We start from the raw sequence: 15,783 nt of genomic DNA, 5'->3' as shown, positions 1-15,783 counted from the left end.
ACGACTTATTTCAGCAGGAGGTTAATACAGTATGGATAACAATGATGTGGTCGCTGCACGTCGTCGTGCATTGCAGGAAGCAATCCATAGCGGTGAGACCGTTATGGTCTCGCCCACGGGCCAGGTCCAGTTGCCGGGCGAATCGGATGACCCTACCCGTCCGGGAATTTCGGTTCCGCAGGGTAAGCTTGCTTAAGGCAGGAGGGAGTAACGATGGCATTTTACTGGTATCAGAGCGATCCCGACCTCTATCGGGCAGAAGTCCAGGCCATGAACAAGTTCTTTCCGTCATTTACAATCCATCAGCTTCCCGATGGTTCTGGCAGACTGTACTGGCGTGGCAAAGTGCAGCCCGCTGGTCCGGACGGTATGGTTTGGGATCTGATGCTGATCTATAAAAACGATCATCCTCATGCAGGTGCATCGGAATATGGCGGTTCGATCCAGATCCTTCCGGTACAGCCTCGGCTGAAGGATATCGCGACCCGCATGATGCCAATTCTTGAGGAAACATATGGTAGTTACGAAAATTGTGTAAGACATGGCTTCGGCCTTGGCTTGCCGCATATCTATCGGGATAATTTCGGACGCAATGAAGAATATTTTATTTGTACTGCGGATCCGAAATACTTCAAGACTGGTATGACACGTTCGACTTCGGCTGCGTCCTCTCTCAGCTGGGCCTGCAAATGGATTCTGCTGTGTGAGATGTGGATGAATGGCGAGATCAGCGATGATGTTGCACTTGAAGGCAATTATTGAGTATTGAAAAACACTCATCACTCACGTCGGTGGGTGATGAGTGTTTTTGTTTAGAACGAGGTGTGAGCAGATGGAAGTGGTCTTTTCGCAGCGGGCGATAGCGGCGGTCATGGCAGAGACAGCAGAAAAGATACAGACAGAAACGGGCGGTCTGTTCCTTGGCAAAGTGATCGGAGATATATGGTATGTTGTGGAGTCCATCGACCCCGGTCCGAATTCGGTTTTTGAGGTCGCATATTTTGAATACGATCAGCCGTATGTCCAGCACCTGATCAACAAGGTCGCTGCAATTTATCAGGAACGGATGGAACTGATCGGGTTGTGGCATCGACATCCGGGGTCTTTTGACCAGTTCTCGGGGACAGATGATCAGACCAATCACGTCTATGCGTCTATGCGGCCGCAGGGAGCAATCTCGATTCTGGTCAATCTGGATCCGGATTTCCGTATGACGGTCTATCATGTGGGACAGGCATACCGGAACTATCGGCGTATTTCCTATGAGATAGGAAATGAACGGTTTCCACAGGAGCTTCTGGAGTATCGTTCGGTAGAAGATTCACTTGCTCTTATGCGGCGGAAATGTGGTCGTTCTGAAACAGGAGGAACATCCGACAAAAAATCCATCGAGAATTTCATGGAAGAAGTATCGTCCTACCTTGATATGCAGATTACCGCACCGGCTATAGGCGTGAAGCAAGTGGTCTCGGAGGAGCAGATGACCCGGATGCTTGATCTCTTATATGCTGATTTGGAATTTTTGCAGGAGAAAAATATTTCTGTGCGGGTTAGATGGAATGAGAATACATTATGGCTTTTGCCGGAAAGCAATAACGAGAACGAATCTGTGCGTTTTACAGACCTGACAGAAAACAAAATGCTGGGAGCGTGGCGTGAAAAGGTGTTTTATTATCATTCCGGAGATTTGGAAAAAGCATGGAATGATGCACATGACACGTCAAATGGAAAGCTACCGAAAGAAAACGGGCGAATGGAGAAAATCACCAGACGTTTTGTTATGTTTGGCATGAGAAAGGGTAATTGATATGCTGGAAAATTTTTTTGGGGAAGAAATAGAAAAGACAGTATTCCTTTCAGCAGCGCAGATGCGAGAAGCACGCCCGGGGCCGGTGAGAGGAAAATATTTCAAGGACACTGCCATCTTCAATATTTTTCCACCGGAGCTCTCAGATCGTGGGGAGTTTCTGGGTCGGATCCTTCCGGAAGGCTCTGAACCGAACGCCAAAGGTTTTTGCGGGGTCGCAGGACAGGAAAAAATTCAGTTCTATTTCGATGGAAAACCGATTAAAGCGGAACCCTATGAATTGCACCAGAATATATTTTCCCGCAACAAAGGTATTTTGGAAACGGATAAAATGGATCACAAACGGGCAGTGATCCTGGGGTGTGGATCAGTTGGAAGTCTTGTAGCAATGGAACTTGCGCGGTCAGGTGTGGGCCATTTTCTGCTTGCTGACCCGGATGTAATGGAATATCACAATATCTGTCGGCACCAATGTGGTATTGAGGATGTCGGAGACCTTAAGATAAATGCACTGAAGCGTAAGCTGCTGAATATCAATCCTCAAGTTGATGTGCAGATATTTGAAGGGATCGTTCAGAACATTCCAAAGGCCGTGCTGGATGATTTTTGTGTAAAAGGGGAAACCGTTTTTGTGGGCTGTGCAGATAACCGTGGAGCAGATGTCTACGCAAACCGCATAAGCATTTATTACGGAGCGGCATTTCTCTCGGTCGGATTCTGGGAGCGTGCCTATGCCGGAGAAATTTTCTATCATATCCCGGACAGGGAAATGCCCTGCTACGCATGTGCTTTGGGCGAGGGTACGGAACTTTCGGCACGGGTGCAGGCAAACCATCATGTTTATTCCAATCAGGAGAATATTGAGGGAGTTCGCTTTGAGCCGGGCATCTCAGTGGATATCAATTTTATCACCTGCATCGGAGTGAAATTGTGCCTTGATATCCTGAACATGACGGAGCCGGGTTACCGACCTCGTCTGCTGAACACCCTGAAGCAGTACACGCTGGTGTGCAACACGAGCGACCCGGAGATTGGCGGGGAAATGGTAGAGATATTCAGCTATCCTTTGCAGGTCACCACCTCGCTCAAGGTGGGTTTCCATTCGGAAAAGTGCCCAGGACAGTGTCGGTATGAAATCGAAGATCATTAGGATGTCTTGAGAGAGAGAGGAGAACACGATGGATGCTTTGACGCAGGCAGAAGTATTTGCTCTGATCGGGGAACTGAATGGTTTCATTGAAAAATGGGACCCCCGGCTCGTCACGCAGGAAAGAGAATATCAGGCAAAAAGAACGAGGATCGTCGCAGAAAACAATGCGGAAAAGACGCGCCGGGAAAAGGTGTACAAACAGGAATGTGAGACGCTGTCACGTCAGTCGGCCAAAATGCTTGAGGATGCACAGAAAATCCTTGAAGATGTGGATCAAATGGATCAACAGCTGATGAGTTCTGACAAGTACTACAGCAAGACCAAAACACGTAAGGAAGCCGAACTGGCGGGCGTGGAAAGCCAGGCATACAGAAACTATACTGCATTGATGGAGGGAATTGAGGCAATCCGCAGGGACTATGGCCAGATCTCGAAAAAATATCGTGAGTCCATGCTTCCTTTTCTGATTAATGATCTGCACTTTTTGTTTTCGGCACAACGCAAGAAAGACTACGAAAGCCTTATTGTGCTGAGAAATACGGTGCATAAATTTGTGAATGAGGTCAGTGAACTGCTGCCGGAAATTACGCAGGATGAGCTGGCGATGAAAAAAGAAGCGTTCGAGCAGGACCAAAAGACTCTGGCACTTAATTTCCTGTCTACGATTCAGGAGTTTGATAATCAGGAGAGCATCAAGAACAAGAGCGATGAAACGCAGCTGCAGAGAGAACTGGATGAACTGTTCCCGCAGGAATTTGTTGATTTTCTGGCGCAGACGGGAATGGACTATGAATCGCGCAGAGTGAAAGTGAACAGCGGGAAAAACTTTGCAGATGGAATCCTCTGGATGAGCTTTACGGATTATCCCCTTTTGCTTCTGGTCGAGAATAAAAAGCTTTTGTCCCTTCTGAAAAAGCGCTGTGCCCATATGATGGTTAACGATGTGATCCGCTTTCCGCTTCCGATGGCATGTAAAGGAGCTGAACCACTCCTTGTGATGTCGGACGCTCGTTTCCCGGAAAAGGCAAAGCAACTGTCGCATGCATGGATGTTTGGTGTTCTGGCTAGCAGCCCTGTGGCAAAGTTGGAAATCACGGTGATCGATCCTGAAAACCGTGGAACCAGTGTCGGACCTTTCTTTGATGCTCGCAAGCGTCTGCCAGAACTGTTCGGTGAAAAGATCTGCTTTACGGCAGAGGATATCGCTACACAACTGGCGCTGTTGAACGAAGAAATCGAGACGACCCTGATGGACAAACTCGGAACAGAGTACGACAGTATTTTTGACTATTCAAGGGAACACCCGGAAGAGACCCTGCGAGTCCGCTGCCTCGTGATGTATGATTTCCCTCGCAATATCAGCGATTCGATTCTTACGGATGTGCGCAATATTCTGCGTAATGGCAGCCGGTGCGGCATTTATACAATGATCATTTGCCCGCCGCCGCAGCCAGGCACACGTCAGGAAAGCTACCGGCAGATGCTGCAGACGATACAGCCCCTAACAGCGGTCATCAAGCAGGATCAGCAGAGCTTTTCGGAGCGCGGCTTGCCGTTGCTTTATCATCCGATGCCGGATAAAGCCGGTTTCGACCGCTTCTTCAGTAAGTATATGCTTATCTTTGAGGGAATGCAGAACCGGGGCATTGCGTTCTCGCCGTTTATCCGCAAGCTGGTCGAAGCGAAAGATGATGCAGAGCTGGATGTTTCCATTCAGAACCTTACTGAATGGAAACAGATATCTCAGGAGCCATTTGATCAACAGTCGGAAAGTACAACTTTCCCGGAGTTGTTCTGCATGGGCCAGATCGCTTATCCGGCCGAGATCTTTGATGAAAGCATCGGCTATAAAAAAATCGTGCGTGCTTTCCGCGCGGAAACACCGGGTCACTCTATTGATATGAGCCGTGTGGAATTGCCGATGATGTTTAATCTCCATCATCCACTCAATCTGGAGGTAATCGGAGCTGAGGCGCAGCACGATAATATGCAGAGTGCAGCATATCGCGTAATCTGGGGCTTCCTTCGGAAGTGCCCGGCATCCAAAGTGCGCTTCTGTATCTTTGATCCGAAAGAGGGCGGCGGAAGTGTCCGTATGTTGTCCAACTTCGTCAATAAAATGCCGGATTCCTACAAAAGGGCTGTCACGCAGATGTCCCGGACAGAAGAATTGCTGAGTTGTCTGAAAGAGCTGGAAGGACAGACGCTTGATTTTATCCGTGACCGCCCTGATTATGATGATTTGCTGGATTATAATGCGCACAATCCAAGACGTACAGAAGCGATTACATTGCTCATGCTGTATGATTTCCCGTTGAATGCGGACGCTCGCTGTCTGGAACTGCTGTCCTCTGTTATGCAGAAAGGAAACAGGTGCGGCATCTATGTCGTTCTGTGTCGGAATACTGCGGTCGAGGTGGCAAGCAGCTATGATCACATAGACGAAAAACTGGCCGAACTGGAAAAGAATTGTGTCCAGATCGAATGTAAAGAAAACGGCTTTGCTCTGCTGCCGTATCATCTCTCGGTCCGTTTGATCGAAAAACCCGATGCCGGACAGTTGGAAAAATTTGCGGTAGAATATCACAAGGCAGTCGAAAAACTGAGCGTTCAGAGCATCCATTTTGAAGAAATCCTTCCGCCGGAACCGTTCCAGGGCAGCACAGCCAAGGTACTGAAGCTGCCGATGGGCATCGGCGATGGCGATTCGGTCGTGAGCATGGTGTTTGGCGAGGGCACTTCGCATCATGGCCTGATCGGCGGTGGTACGGGTGGCGGCAAATCGACCCTGCTGCATACGCTGATTATGAGCAGTATGATGAACTATTCGCCGGAACAGCTCAATTTGTATCTGATGGATTTCAAGGGCGGTACCGAGTTCAAAATCTATGAATCGGAGCGGTTGCCGCACATCAAGCTGCTGGCGCTGGATGCACTGCAGGAGTTCGGCGAGAGCATCTTGGAAAATCTGGTCCAGGAGATGGCGAATCGCTCGGATATATTCAAGAGATCCGGTGGATATACAAAGCTGGAAGACTATGTTACCAATACCGGAAATAGCATGCCCCGTATCCTTGTCATCATGGATGAGTTCCAGATTTTGTTTGACAGCGGAACAAACCGCAAGGTGGCAGAGCGGTGCGCAAATCTGGCGAAGAAGATCGTTACGGAAGGACGTTCCTACGGCGTGCATCTTCTAATGGCGACTCAATCCACCAAAATCATTTCGACCCTGACGCTGGATCGTGGTACGATCGAGCAGATGCGTATCCGTGTCGGCCTTAAATGTGGCGAAGATGATACTCGTTATCTGTTTGGTGATACCCATTGCTCGGATGCAATGAAAAAAATGGAAGGACCCCGCGGAACCGCTGTGCTGAACGAAGACTACACAGAGAACAATCCGAACGTTGGCCTGCGGGTCGCTTTCTGCAATGATGAAACCAAAAAGTATTACCTGAAACAGATCAGTGAGAAGTTTGCGGATTCTCCCTGCACGATGCAGGTGTTCGAGGGCTCCCGCACTGTGCCGATGCTGGACTATCTTGCTGCACGGTCGATCGGTATTGCCGATACCAGCACGGTCACTGTGCATATGGGCGAAAAAATTAAGGTGGATGACCCGTTTGAACTGACGTTTGACCGCAAGAAACAGCATAATGTCCTGATCTGTGGTTCCAATGATGAACTGATGGATCGGACGGTCAATCTGTTCCTGCTCTCGGCTGCGCTGAACCGCAGGGCGTGTGTGTACTGTGTGGATGGCGACAGCATCGTGGGAGATGACCGCTGCGGAAGTTTTTATCAAAGCCTCGAGCATGGTGTAGCAGAACTGCACACTGCACATACCCGTTCAGATATCGTACAGTTTGTCCATGACCTTTACGAAAAGTATCAGCAGCGCAAAAAGAAAACAGGTGGAGATACGGTGCTGTTTGTCATCAAAAATCTGCAGTTCCTGGATCTGATGCAGACGATGTTGCTGGGTGACCGGGTCGATGAGGCGGAGTATATAGAGTTTCCAGCAGAACCCAAAGCAGTGGATGTCTCGCCGACTGTGGTGGAAGATCCGACGCTTGATATTCTGGCTGGATTCTCTGCAGAACCGACGGATTCCCCTGTCGAGCCGACGGGATTCTCCACGAAGCCTGCGGATGACGATCCCTTTGCCGCACTGCTGGCTCAAGTGCCGTCTCTTACTGCGGATGTGGCTCCGGCAGAATCGCAAAATGTAGAGGAAAGAGATCCGTTTGCGGATCTGATGGCATCGTTCTCCAGCATTGGCGCAGACTCTTCCCATGTTTCTGCACAGCCTGTCTCCGGAGCAATGGGAAATGCTAGCGAAAAATTGCAGAAACTGATTGCAGACGGTGCAGCCTATGGCATCCACTTTATCATCTGCTCCAGCGATTATCAGACGGTAAAGGAGTCCATGCACTTTGGTATGAACATTTTGAACAAGTTCCGGGAGAGAATCGTGTTTGCACTGAGTGATTCGGATGCATTCAATCTGATCGATAACGTGAACGTCTCCACGCTGCATGACAATACGGTTTACTATACAAATGGTACTACTGATACGTTCCAGTTCAAACCGTATGTCAGCCCTGCACCAGAGCAGGTCGAAACTTTCTGCAGTGAGTTGTTGCCAATGTAAAGGGTGATTCGCGATGACAAATGTAAACTCATCTGCGGTTCGTCATGCGTTGAATCAGACAACTGCTGCGCGGGAAGCAATCGGGTATTTTATTCAAAGAATCCTGCAGCAGTTTAATAACGTCAATCATAGCTGGAATGACCAGCAGTCCAGAAGACTTTATGCAATCGTACTCGACAGCGTCACAAGTCTCCGAACCAGCTATGGTGAGCTGCGTTCACTGGAAGAATCCCTCAAGAAAACACTTGACACAGTCGAGAAGTATGAGCAAATCGGACGTGCTACACGAACAACGGCAGCAGCGGGCGTAGCAGCGGCTGCTTCAGTAGCATCTGCAGGAACAAAAACAGCTGTCAGCATACGACCGAGCATCAAACAGGACAAGCCTTTCTCCTCCCCCAAATATAATGCGATCCTTGATCAGCGCTATGGGAATGCTGTTCCGGCTGCAAGGAAGGTCTTTGATTTGTTTGCAGAAAAGCTATGTATCCTCAACGGCGATTATAGCGGACCGGAGCCAAGCCATTACTCGCCTGCCGAGCACGGCGTTTATTACAATGCAGCAGAGGATGAGAAGAATGTGCGAGGGGCGGGTGCTACATACTACCACGAACTGGGGCACATGATTGATCATGCATGCATGAGGTATCAAAACTTGATGTCGGAAAATGCTGCGTTTCACCATGCGCTGGTCAGTGATGGACAAAGGTTAATTCAATGCTATAATAACTCTACCCCGGAACAGAGGGAAAGAGCTGTGCGCAATCTTTGCGAGGGAGCGTGGCACAGCTGTTCGGATCTCGCAAATTTTGCTACCAATGGCCATGTTCGTGGTGGATGGGGTCATAGCGAAGAATACTGCGCAAGAGTATGGGCCATGGAGCATGAGGCGTTTGCACACTTTTTTGAAGCGAGTATGGGTGATAGCATCAAGCTGCAACGGTTGACCAAACTTTTTCCCAATGCGGTAAGGGTATTTAACCAGATGCTCAGCGCAATCATCAAGAATGTAGAACCCTATGACCGTGAGCAACGTGAACGTGCCATCTGGGAAGAGCGTTGACAAAAGGCAGAAAGGAGGCCTGACAGAGTGGTTGCTGAAACTTTAGATGATCTTTTTTCGGACGATTCTATGCCCCAAACTGCTGTGGATGAGGAATTGTTTGAGCTGTGTACCGAATTTGAAAATGTATTTCATCGTTGCATCCCACGTGAAATGATGCCTTTGTGGGTAACGGATGAGAAACTGAAGGAGGCCATCAGGAGCTGTTTGCAGCAGAAAAACGCAGACATCCTCGGAGTACTTGGAATTGAAATTTCAGAAGACAGCATCTATTAACAGAATCAATTCTCTGCTCCGAAAAGCAGCCGTTGTTTTTGGTTAGCTTGAGCGATTTAAACAGGGCTGTTGCAAAACAGCCAAAACAAAAAAATGAGATGGACTTCCCCGAAAAAGGTTGCCTGTCTCATTTTTTTGTTGTACTCCGAAACTGCAATTAACCAGATACAACAAGGACGGGATGTCCATTACTGCGCCATCAGTGATTATAGACCAAGAAGAACAGATGCTCACCAGCTTATGGCGAAAACCATAGGTCGGTGGGTATCTTATTACAAAAAGAAGTAAATGCTGTTCGTTGATTTCATTATTCTATTGCACTTCATTGCAAAATGTGGTATATAAATTATACGAAACATTGCCTTGAAAGAACACTCCACCGTTCAATGATGTATAAATAGGAGGTGCTTGCCATGACCGCCGTGATCTATGCCCGTTATTCCTCGGACAACCAGCGCGAAGAATCCATCGAGGGTCAGATTCGGGAATGCACTGCCTATGCGGAGAAGAACGGCTTCACGGTGGTGAAGCACTACATCGACCGTGCCGTTTCTGCAAAAACGGATAATCGACCGCAGTTCCAACAGATGATTAAGGACAGCGAGCGGGGAATCTTTGATGTCATCATTGTCTGGAAGCTCGACCGCTTTGCCCGGAATCGCTACGACAGTGCCCGGTACAAGACCCAACTGAAACGGAACGGCGTGAAACTGGTGTCGGCGACGGAAGTCATTTCGGCTGGCCCGGAGGGTATCATTCTGGAATCGGTGCTGGAGGGCTATGCCGAATATTACTCGGCTGACTTGTCCGAAAAGGTCGTGCGTGGCATGACCGAAAACGCTCTCAAGGGTATTTATAATGGCGGCACGATTCCGTTCGGCTACATGATTGATGAGATCCGGCATTACAAGCCTGACCCGCTGCTGGCTCCGTATGTGGAGCAGGCGTTCCAGAAGTATGCAGATGGCGCAACTATGACCGACTTAAGGGACTGGTTGAAAGCGCACAACATAAAAAATACGCTGGGTGGGGAAATGTCCTATAATACGATTCAGCGGTTGCTGAGCAATCGACGGTACATCGGCGAATTGCGTTTGCGGGATGTGGTACAGCCCAATGCGATTCCGGCTCTCGTGTCAGAAGAACTGTTCAATAAGGTGCAGGAAAAGCTGGCAAAAAACAAAAAGGCCCCTGCCCGTCATAAAGCAGAGGAAAGCTATCTGCTCACTACCAAGCTATACTGCGGCAAGTGCGGTGCACTGATGTTCGGAGAAAGCGGTGTCAGCCATACCGGGAAGATGTACACCTATTACAAGTGTGCTGCCGCCAAGAAGAAAAAGACCTGCGACAAAAAGGCAGTGCGGAAACAGTGGCTGGAAGATCTGGTGGTCAACGAAACCATGAAGCTGGTGGAAGATGATGCTTCCATGAATGCCATCATTGCCAAAGTCATGGAATTGCAAAATCAGGAAAGCACGGATTTGCCCATCTATGAAAAGCAGTTGAAAGAAACGGAAGTCGGCATCACCAATATGCTGAACGCCATCCAGATGGGCATTCTGACCAGCTCTACAAAGGAACGGCTGGAAGCGCTGGAAGAACAGCGGAAGGAACTGCAAGCCCGCATTGCAGAGGAACGGCTGGCCAAGCCGAAGATGAAAGAAGAGTTCGTCCGGTTTTGGCTGCTTCGCTTCCGCAAGCTGGATATGACCCAGCCGGAGCAGCGGCAGGCACTGGTGGATACTTTCATCAATGCCATCTATCTCTATGATGATAAGGTCCTCATTACCTTTAACTATAAGGAAGGTACAGAAACGGTCGCTTTCGGGGAAGCCGTGAAAGCGGAGAAAAGTTCGGATATGAGTGCGCGAGGTGCACCAAATTTTGAACGTCAAATCGTAAGATTTGGCGTTCTTTTTTGTTATGTAACCCCGAAAAATCGGGGTCTGCACGGTCAATGCACGGTTTTTGCACGGTCGGCTTTTTCGTGGGAATCCTCTGCATAGGCTGGAATTGCTTTGAAATGCGTGGTAAATTTTGCATCAGGTCAGCAGTGCCAGACGGAGCTGCGCCTTTACTTCGGGGTCGGCGTTCTTCAGAAGTTCCAGCAGAGCAGTCATAGAGATGGTCGGTTCGCCTTCGGCGGGTACAGCCTGCGGGCTGGGGTTTTCCTGTTTCGCATAGAACCCTTCCTCAAACTTTTTCCCAAGTTCCACACGAGAGGACTGCTGGATATGGGCGTAGGTGTTCACCAGCATATCCGCCGTAGCATGACCTGTTGTACCCTGCACAGCCTTCACATCGCCGCCGGAGATCATCAACTGATAAGTTGCACTGGAGTGCCGCAGACCGTGGAACACGATACGCGGGAACTCCGGGTGTGCATCCTGCCATTTGAGGAACTTCTTGCGGATCAGCACAGGCTCCACCGCCAGACCGTTGGGCAGACGGAACAGCATTCCGCTGTCATGGTAACGTGCCGGGTCTTTCCTCTCGTCTGCCGCCAGCTGATTCAGCCATTTCTTTAACTCCTCTTTCAGTGTGGAGGTCATGAAGATGGTGCGGCAGGAGGATGCGGTTTTGGTGCTTTTCAGGATGAGGGAAGTGGTGCTGCGCTCCAGCTTGTCCGGGAATACCTTGATGATGCAGCCATCGTCTACTTGATTCAGGGCTTCTTTCCGCACCCGCTGCATGGACTTGTTGATACGGAACGTTCCAATGCCATCTGCAGCATCAAAGTCGATATCCTCTGGGGTCAAACCCACGATCTCGCCCTCTCGCAGTGCGCCCACCAGCGTGAGGTGGACTGCCAGATGCAGGATGGGATCGTCCATGCTGTCCAGAGCCGCCCGCATTTCCTCTACCGTCCAAATGGTGCGCTCCTTTGTGGACTTCTTGGGGCTGTCCACAGGAACAGGACTTTTGACAAGGATGCCCCACTCTACGGCATACTGGAATGCGGTGCCCAGCAGCCGGTGAACCTCGTGGATCGTCGTGCCGGATAGGAACCGCTGCTTCTGCTTTTCGGTCAGTTCCTGCTTCTTTCCCTCGATATACGAACCGCAGGGCGTTTTGCTCAGGGTCGTATAGAGGTTCTCCATGTGGTAGGGCTTGAGTTTTTGCATCTCCATGCTGCCGATATAGGGGATAATGAGGTTCTGGATGGTGGAAAGGTTAGATTCGTAGGTTTTGGGGGCCCACTTGTGCTTGCTGCACTGCTTGGGCAGCCAATCCATGAGGAACTCTGCCACCATCACCGAGGACGGGATCAGAAAAGTGCCAGCAGCCAGCTCATGTTCGATCTGCTTTTTCCGGTTCGTTGCCTCCTCTTTGGTGGGAAAGCTTTCCCATTTGTCGCAGCTCTTGCCGTGCTCGTCCTGATAGGTGTAGCGGACGCTGTAAGAGTTGCCACGCTTCGTAATATATGCCATACTGTTGCCTCCTTATCAAGCTGCCCGGTTGAGCCACGCATCGAAACTGTCCTTCGGTACACGGATGCTTCCGCCTACCCGCAGGACACGGAATTCGGTTGTGCTGTTGCACAGGTTATAGGCAGAGCGCAGGCTGATGGCCAGCATTCGTGCGATCTCTTCCACCGTGTACACCAGCTTCGTGGTTTTCGGGCTGTCAGTCGGAGACTTGACGGCATTGGTTTGAGTGACCACTTCCATTGTAGCGGGATTTGAGTCCTTTTGCAAGAACTTATTCGTATAATCTTTTGATTTCACAGTTTCGGTCATGTCAGGCCGATTCATATTCATAGGCAGACCTCCAATTCCTTGTAACCGAACGCCTGTAACCGGGCAGGAAAACTCTCTTTTTCTGCACACAGGGCATCCGGTGGGCTTTATACTTTTTCTTATTCTTTTAAGGTTACATGGTTACAGAAAGAGAAAAATGCAGCAGTCATGCGGACTTTTCGGTGTAACTGCGGCGTAACCAAATCTGTAACCAGACGTGTAACCGGTGTTCATCAGAAGGGAAAGCCCAGCTGCTTGGCTTCCTCATCCGTTATTTCGGAGAAATTTTCAGCCCCGGTTTCGGGGCTGGTTACGCGCTCCCAGCCTTTCTGAACACCGTACTTCGGGTAACGCTTGGCGGTCTTGTGAGCCTGCCAGCCTTGGATATCGCCGCGCGAAATACCCGTGTTCATGATCTCGCAGATAGCACGGGTCTCCCACTCTGCCGGGATGTTGGTGTTGCCCAGCGCCTCCGCATAGAGCTGCTTGGAACACACCCGGTCACCCGTGTAGTCCTCCAGAAAGGCGTAGATCATGCCAGCCTGCGCATCTTCCTGCATGAAGTCCTGCTGGTGGGCTTGCAGCGTTTCCCGCATGGCAGGGCTGAATGCCAGCTTGTAGTTGCCGCTGTTGTAGATGGTCATGGCTTCCGCCCAAAGCTGGTCGATATAGGTGCGAGATTCGGTTTCATCGTCCAGAATGTGCACTTCGGCCAGTTCCGCATCCACTGGAACAGGGATGAAGCGGCGGTTGCCTGTACGGTCACGGGGCAAAAAATCCTGCCGGTTGGTCGTGCCAGCAAAGACGCACTGGCGCAGACGGTCGGCAGGATGGGTCTCGTAGGGAACTTTATAGGTTTCCTTCTACTTACTGAGGAAACTCTTGATCTCCTCGATGCTCTTGGCGTTGGCGGTGGCGATCATCTCAGACATCTCAATAATCCAGTGGCCTTGCAGTTTGCGATACACGTTGTCATCGTCCAGCCGCCGCAGGTCATCCGAGAACCACTCGTCCTTGACCGCCAACAGCCGAAAAAAGCTGGACTTTCCTGTGCCTTGTCCGCCCACCAGACAGAGCATGGTTTCAAATTTGCATCCCGGCTGGAACACGCGCTTAATGGCTCCCAGCAGGAAAATTTTCATAGCTTCGCAAGTGTACTCGTCCTCCGCAGCACCGGGGAAGTGGTGCAGGACATGGGCTATCCGTTCCGTGCCGTCCCATTGCAGGCCGTTCAGGTAATCCCGGATGGGGTGATAGCGGTTCTCGTTGGCAACAATGCGGATGGCAGATTCGATTTTCTTTTCACTGGAAATGCCGTATTTCTCCATCCTCCGCAGGATATACTTCATGTCGGTGTCGTTCAGCGTCTTGCCGGAGCGGGGCCAGCCCACGGGCTTTACAATGTCAATGCGCTCGCTCAACAGGTTCAGCCGGATGGCATCGGCAAGCACATGGTCGTTCTGCAGAATCGTGATGCAGTTTTGAATCGTCCGCTGGATCTCGCCGTTGGAGTGCTTGGTCAGCATTTCTTTTACGTCCGCAACGGTTCGGGGAGTGCGTTCTTCGTTGACTTCTTTGCTCAATAAACATCACCTCGTACTATTATTGAAAACGATTTTCTGATTTTTCCGCAGCGGGTATATCTCCGGGTTTCCGTTGCATCCGCTCTGCCTGCAAGCGACTCAGCAGTTGCAGAACGGAATCCCGTGCTTTCTTCTTGACCTGCTCCTTGCCTTTCTGCCGGACTTCCGGCTTCAGGAGCTTCTCCTGCAAGCGGGTGGCGGTGGTCTGCATGGTCTTGAGGAACTTGTTCAGCACATCGTCCAAACGATGGGAGGCATATTCCCTCGTGGCTTTGGGAGCTTTTCTCTCTGGCGATAACACCCACTTCTTCGTGTCCTCAATCATCCGCATGTCTTCCTTCCGGGTCTCGGTGCGCACCACATCCGTCACGACCTCCACCGCCTTGTCGTAGGCCGCAGCCGAAACTTCATCGATCAGCGTTTCCATGTCGTTGACCCTGAGGGTCAATTCGTCCAGCTTGGTCTGCTGGGCGGCGAGCTGCTCCTTCTGCTTGGCGAGGATGAAGTCCTGCTTTTCCAGATACTGTCGGTTACCGTACTCCGCTTCTTCCTCCAGTTCCAGTCCATGCCGCTTGGCGATTTCAAACAGCATCTTTCGGCAGGCAGCATCAAAGGTGATCTTGCGGTTGTTGCGGCGGCTGAGGGGCTTATCCGGGTCTGGCAAGTCGAAACCTAACGCTTCCAGTGCCTTTTCCTGCTGGGGTGCCACCTCACCATACTTGTTCTCACAGTCGAACACATGACGCTCATGGATGTGGGGTGTGCTTTCATCCAGATGCAACGCCCAGTCCAGCACATGAACGTGTTCGCCAAACTTGGTCTTGAACACCTCAATGAACTCCGTGACGATGTTCAGCAAGTCCTCTGCGGAAGCGTGTTCATCCAGCGTCCCAAGCTGGTAGATAGTTTCCTCTGGGCAGGTCTTGCGGCTGGACAACAGGTCGGGAATGGAGCGGTTGCGTTCCGTGTGTCGGATCTTGGCGTTACGCTCGTTCTGACTTTCAACGAAGGCCGCGTACCGGCTCTCGTAGAACTGCCGTTCTACGTCCGAGAAGGTTGCCGCCAGATCGTCCGGGTCGGATGGAGCGAGAGCCGAACGGAAACCGTGGAAGCAGTCCCAGTAGATGTTGCCCTTGGCTCGTTCCGGGTCGATGTGCTCACTGTTGGCAAGGTTGAAACTGCGGTCATTATGCTTGGGGTTATAGGTGCCGTGGGCTCCGGCTCGTCCGTTGTGTCGTGTTAATTTCAGATAGACATCCCTCCGTTTCATCAGTTTGGCGTGGGAGAACGCAGCAGCGAAGCTGCTGGATCTGCCGCCGTTTTGCGCCAGATAATACCCAGTAGGATATGACGCACAGCATCATATCACTGGGCAAGGCGTTCCCCCTTGACTCCCTTCAACGGGCCATTTGGGCCCGTTGATTTTGGCAAGCTGGCGGTCAAAGATTTGCGAATCCCTGCCCACCAACTTGTCCGGCTTTTTCAGTTGGCCAAAATGACCAACTGA

At 50.6% G+C, this 15,783-nt stretch carries 11 protein-coding genes and 1 pseudogene; 8 read left to right on the top strand and 4 right to left on the bottom strand.

Translation table 11 applies throughout. The annotated features are described in order from the left end of the window. Nucleotides 1-31 precede the first annotated feature (31 nt). The 8 genes from D3F01_RS07050 to D3F01_RS07015 all read left to right on the top strand — a co-directional run bounded on the left by D3F01_RS07050 (nucleotide 32) and on the right by D3F01_RS07015 (nucleotide 10,959). The gene (locus tag D3F01_RS07050; RefSeq protein ID WP_005935912.1) at nucleotides 32-196 is read left to right on the top strand and encodes a hypothetical protein; all 165 of its coding nucleotides are present in this window, start codon (nucleotides 32-34) and stop codon (nucleotides 194-196) included. 17 nt (nucleotides 197-213) lie between these two features. Continuing rightward, nucleotides 214-762, top strand: a complete 549-nt coding sequence (locus D3F01_RS07045; RefSeq protein ID WP_005922670.1) for a hypothetical protein — start codon at nucleotides 214-216, stop codon at nucleotides 760-762. A 70-nt stretch (nucleotides 763-832) separates the two neighbouring features. After that, nucleotides 833-1,807, top strand: a complete 975-nt coding sequence (locus tag D3F01_RS07040) for a Mov34/MPN/PAD-1 family protein (protein ID WP_242887424.1) — start codon at nucleotides 833-835, stop codon at nucleotides 1,805-1,807. A gap of 1 nt (nucleotide 1,808) precedes the next feature. After that, nucleotides 1,809-2,957, top strand: a complete 1,149-nt coding sequence (locus tag D3F01_RS07035) for a ThiF family adenylyltransferase (RefSeq protein ID WP_242887407.1) — start codon at nucleotides 1,809-1,811, stop codon at nucleotides 2,955-2,957. A gap of 28 nt (nucleotides 2,958-2,985) precedes the next feature. After that, nucleotides 2,986-7,614 (top strand): FtsK/SpoIIIE domain-containing protein, encoded by a 4,629-nt coding sequence (locus D3F01_RS07030; protein WP_242887404.1) that lies wholly within the window; start codon nucleotides 2,986-2,988, stop codon nucleotides 7,612-7,614. A 13-nt stretch (nucleotides 7,615-7,627) separates the two neighbouring features. Beyond that, complete coding sequence (locus tag D3F01_RS07025) at nucleotides 7,628-8,677, top strand: hypothetical protein (protein WP_242887401.1); 1,050 nt, start codon at nucleotides 7,628-7,630, stop codon at nucleotides 8,675-8,677. A gap of 27 nt (nucleotides 8,678-8,704) precedes the next feature. Then, complete coding sequence (locus tag D3F01_RS07020; RefSeq protein ID WP_223452352.1) at nucleotides 8,705-8,953, top strand: hypothetical protein; 249 nt, start codon at nucleotides 8,705-8,707, stop codon at nucleotides 8,951-8,953. Nucleotides 8,954-9,366: 413 nt separating this feature from the next. After that, nucleotides 9,367-10,959, top strand: a complete 1,593-nt coding sequence (locus D3F01_RS07015) for a recombinase family protein (protein WP_242887398.1) — start codon at nucleotides 9,367-9,369, stop codon at nucleotides 10,957-10,959. Between the two features lie 36 nt (nucleotides 10,960-10,995). On the opposite strand, the gene D3F01_RS07010 is transcribed toward D3F01_RS07015, so the two are convergent. The 4 genes and pseudogenes from D3F01_RS07010 to D3F01_RS06995 form a co-directional block, all read right to left on the bottom strand. After that, the gene (locus D3F01_RS07010) at nucleotides 10,996-12,384 is read right to left on the bottom strand and encodes a site-specific integrase (protein ID WP_242887395.1); all 1,389 of its coding nucleotides are present in this window, start codon (nucleotides 12,382-12,384) and stop codon (nucleotides 10,996-10,998) included. 15 nt (nucleotides 12,385-12,399) lie between these two features. Beyond that, the gene (locus tag D3F01_RS07005; RefSeq protein ID WP_242887390.1) at nucleotides 12,400-12,714 is read right to left on the bottom strand and encodes a helix-turn-helix domain-containing protein; all 315 of its coding nucleotides are present in this window, start codon (nucleotides 12,712-12,714) and stop codon (nucleotides 12,400-12,402) included. Nucleotides 12,715-12,926: 212 nt separating this feature from the next. Continuing rightward, nucleotides 12,927-14,219, bottom strand: a pseudogene (locus D3F01_RS07000) (virulence-associated E family protein). Between the two features lie 76 nt (nucleotides 14,220-14,295). After that, nucleotides 14,296-15,546 (bottom strand): plasmid recombination protein, encoded by a 1,251-nt coding sequence (locus D3F01_RS06995; protein ID WP_242887387.1) that lies wholly within the window; start codon nucleotides 15,544-15,546, stop codon nucleotides 14,296-14,298. Between the last annotated feature and the right edge of the window lie 237 nt (nucleotides 15,547-15,783).

It is taken from the genome of Faecalibacterium sp. BCRC 81149, assembly GCF_022750605.1.
Lineage (GTDB): Bacteria > Bacillota > Clostridia > Oscillospirales > Ruminococcaceae > Faecalibacterium > Faecalibacterium duncaniae.
This window is presented reverse-complemented; position numbering and strand designations above follow the sequence as displayed.